The sequence below is a fragment of the Intrasporangium sp. Soil_C_50 genome (genome assembly GCF_057656595.1).
The window spans coordinates 1-3633 of record NZ_JBDGKB010000026.1 but is presented as its reverse complement, the minus strand read 5'-3'; the positions used below and the strand labels follow the sequence as shown (position 1 = coordinate 3633).

At 73.2% G+C, this 3633-nt stretch carries 4 protein-coding genes; 2 read left to right on the top strand and 2 right to left on the bottom strand.

Annotation, left to right across the window (positions count from 1 at the left end):
* Positions 1-312: 312 nt before the first annotated feature.
* Positions 313-474 carry a hypothetical protein gene (locus AC3A5R_RS23060; protein WP_487623111.1) on the bottom strand — a complete coding sequence of 54 codons (162 nt, stop codon included), beginning with the start codon at positions 472-474 and terminating at the stop codon, positions 313-315.
* Positions 475-567: 93 nt separating this feature from the next.
* On the opposite strand from AC3A5R_RS23060, the gene AC3A5R_RS23055 reads away from it, so the two are divergent.
* Positions 568-1524: a GlxA family transcriptional regulator gene (locus tag AC3A5R_RS23055; protein ID WP_487623110.1), complete on the top strand. Its 957-nt coding sequence runs from the start codon at positions 568-570 to the stop codon at positions 1522-1524.
* Here AC3A5R_RS23055 and AC3A5R_RS23050 read toward each other — a convergent pair.
* Positions 1521-2105, bottom strand: coding sequence for a maleylpyruvate isomerase N-terminal domain-containing protein (locus AC3A5R_RS23050; protein ID WP_487623109.1), 585 nt, complete (start codon positions 2103-2105; stop codon positions 1521-1523). The genes AC3A5R_RS23055 and AC3A5R_RS23050 overlap by 4 nt on opposite strands.
* A gap of 178 nt (positions 2106-2283) precedes the next feature.
* Here AC3A5R_RS23050 and AC3A5R_RS23045 point away from each other — a divergent pair, with 178 nt between their 5' ends.
* Complete coding sequence (locus AC3A5R_RS23045) at positions 2284-3555, top strand: lipase family protein (protein ID WP_487623108.1); 1272 nt, start codon at positions 2284-2286, stop codon at positions 3553-3555.
* Positions 3556-3633 lie beyond the last annotated feature (78 nt).

The window sequence follows — 3633 nt, the reverse complement described above, 5'->3', positions numbered from 1 at the left end:
GTGCACTGGACCACCCTGGCCGGACGCGACTACATCACCTACCCCAAGAACTGGCGCGAAGCCCTCACCGACCCCGGCGCCGCCTCAGGCATCACTCCGCCCAAAACCGGCCCGCCCGAACCGGGGCCCGTCCCGGAACCCGAACCGCCACCCTTCTGACTCAAGGGCGGCGGGGGGTGTGCCGAGCGTCTGGCGTGGTGGTGTCGCGGGGGCGATGTCATGCGGTCAAGCGCTGGCTCGCGCGAATCTGGATGGTGCGGGTTGGCCATTCCAGTGGGTGGTCGGTGGCGGGGCGTCGGGCCCGTGCTCCGTTCAGCGCAGGAGGGTGAGGTCGTGCTGGGCTCGCGCGGTGTCGCGGTCGAGCTCGGCGTCGGCTCCGAAGGGCGCGCGGGGCAGGCCGTGGGTCCGACGGTGGGCCGGCTCGAGAGCGGCGGCGAGGAGGGCGATGAGGGCGATGACGATGATGATGTCCATGGCAGAAATCCTCCGCCGATCAAGATGCCGCCACGAGTGGCAGAACTGACGTACCCCATTCATTTCCTGCCAGTCTCGTGCGAGACTCGTCAGATGCTGCGCACGATCGCCGTCGTCGTCCAGGAACCCGTCGCCGCGTTCGAGCTGGGCGTCCTCTGTGAGGTCTTCGGCATCGACCGGACCGACGACGGCGTGCCCGCCTTCGACTTCCGCGTCTGCTCCTCGCGTCCCGGCGAGGTCCACCGGACGACGAGCGGTATCGGCGTCGTGCCGACGCACCCGCTCGAGGCCGCTCGCGATGCCGACCTCGTCGCCGTGCCCGCGGGCACCGTCGACGGCCCCTTCGACCCCGCGGTCCTCGACGTGCTCCGCGATGCCGTCGACCGCGACGCCTGGGTGCTCTCGGTGTGCTCGGGAGCCTTCTCCCTCGCAGCGGCCGGCATCCTCGACGGACGGGAGGTCGCGACCCACTGGCGCTACGCGGCGAAGCTCGCCGAGGTCTGCCCGAGCGCCACCGTCGACCTCGACGTCCTCTACGTGGAGGACGGCCGCGTCATCACGAGTGCCGGCACCGCTGCGGGCATCGACGCGTGCCTGCACCTCGTGCGCACCGAGCTCGGCTCCGAGGTGGCCACCCGGATCGCCCGCCGCATGGTCGTGCCCCCGCACCGCGCCGGCGGCCAGCGCCAGTACGTCGAGACGCCCGTGCCGGTGCAGTCGTGCGACTCCCTCCAGGACGTCCTCGACTGGGTCCTCGAGCACCTCGACGAGGAGCACTCGGTGCCTTCCCTCGCCCGCCGGGCCGCCATGTCCGAGCGCACGTTCGCGCGGCGTTTCGCCGCCGAAGTCGGCACGTCACCGCACCAGTGGCTGACCGGACAGCGGGTGCTGCGTGCGCGCCACCTGCTCGAGACGACCGACCTCGACGTCGAGCGGATCGCGCGCGAGTGCGGCTTCGGCACGGCTGCCATCCTCCGCCACCACTTCCAGCGTCGCCTCGGCGTGCCGCCCGTCTCGTATCGGCGGACCTTCACCCGCGAGCCGGCCTAGGCGCCGACGCGCACCGTCGAGTCCCACCGCCACTCGGTGAGGCGGGGTTGGTCGCCGAGCGGGAGTCGCCCGGCGCAGTGGAGCAGCACCTGGGCGGGGCCGCCCGCGGGTGCGTCGGGGAAGAGTCGCTCGACCACCGGAGCGCTGAGCGCGTCGGGCGGCAGCCACTCGACGCCCAGCCCGCGCGCGATGTCGTAGCCGTGGACCAGCGTCTCGAGGATGCCCATCGCGGCGAAGCCGTCGGGGTCCGAGACCCCGCAGGGATGCCACGCCCGGGCCTCGCGAGGGGTGGCGGCGACGGCCAGCCGCAGCAGGTCTCCGCACATGGCGACGACGTCGAGGACCTCGGCGTTCGTACCACGCTCCTCGACGACGGCCTCGACCGGCAGGTAGCCCCCGACGGGCCGGGCCAGCACCTGCGAGGCGTAGGAGAAGAGGTCGTCGGCGATGTGCGCGGCCGTCCGCCGGCACGACCACTCCACGTCTCCGGCCGCCACCGACCAGTCTGCCTCGGCGACCGGCGTCAGCGCCCGCCGCACCTCCTCGGTCGCCGTCCCCACCAGCTCGCTCATCGATGACATGTCCCGACCGTAGCCTCGGGCGCCGACGCCCGGCCGGGGTCGCAGCGCCTCGATGCCGCCGTCTTCGGTCGTATGTCTCCAGCACTAGAAAGCCGGATACGACGGCAGCGGAGCTTCGACAGGACAGCGGCGGTTACCCCCAGTAGGTTGTCTGCGGTCGACGCGAAGGAGCCTCGCCGTGAGCCGTGCCGCCCGCCTCCTGCCGGTCCGCACCACCGCTGGTGTCCTCCTCCTCTTCGGGGGAGTGGCCGGCGGTGTCGCACCGGCCTCAGCCGCGCCTGATGCGACGCCGCCGCCACCCAGCGCGTCCTCCACCGCGGTGGGTGGCGGCTTCTACGACCCGCCCGCGGCCGTCGCGGGCGAGCCCGGCACCGTCATCCGGTCCGAACCGATGACCTTCTACATGGACCCGCTCCGGCTCGTGCCCTCCACTGCGCGCGCGACGCGCGTCATGTACGTCTCGCGCGACCGGGCGAACCGGCCCGACGCCGTCTCCGGGACCCTGCTCGTGCCGCCCACCGCGTGGGTCGGCCCCGGCCGCCGCCCGGTCGTCGGCTACGCCGTCGGCACCCAGGGCATGGCCGACCGCTGCGCCCCGAGCCGGCAGCTCGCGGCCGGCTCCGAGTACGAGGGCGCGTTCGTCAACGGGCTGCTCGCCCGCGGCTATGCGGTCGCCCTCACCGACTACGAGGGCCTCGGCACGCCCGGAACGCACACCTACATGACGCGGGTGTCCCAGGCCCACGCCGTGCTCGACATGGTCCGCGCGGCGCAGCGCCTCCCGGGCACGGGTCTGCCGGGCGACGGCCCGGTGCTCCTCGCCGGGTACAGCCAGGGCGGCGGCGCCACCGCCGCGGCCGTCGAGCTCGCCCCGGCCTACGCCCCAGAGCTTCGGGTCCGCGGCGCCGTCGTCGGGGCTGTCCCGGCAGACCTCGTCGCCGTCGCCGACCACCTCGACGGCGGGCTCTACGCCGCGTTCGCCCTCTACGCCGTCGCGGGCCTCGGTGCCGCCTACGACCTCCCCCTCGACGACTACCTCAACGCCCACGGGCGTGAGGTCGTCTCGGCCGTGAAGGGCGAGTGCGTGGCGGAGTCGATCGGCCTGCACGCCTTCACCCGCTCCTCCGACCTCACGACCGACGGCCGGACGCTGCACGACCTCGCCCAGGCCGAACCGTTCCGCACGATCCTCGACGAGCAGCGCATCGGCCGGATCCGACCCGCCGTCCCCGTGCTCGTGAGCCACTCGCTGGCCGACGACGTCATCCCCTACGCGGTCGGCCGAGGCCTCGCCCACGACTGGTGCCGCCTCGGTGCGAACGTCTCCTTCTCGTCGAACCTCACGCCCACCCACGTCGGCGGTGCGGTGCCGTCGTTCGCCAAGGAGCTCGCCTTCCTCGAGGCGCGCGTGGCCGGACTGCCCCAGGCCTCCGCCTGCTGGTGGCTCTAGGTGTGATGCCCAGCCAGGTTGTCCAACCGGGTGATGGGTGCGACCTTCCCGATCGCTGAGTGGGGCCGGTGGTGGTTG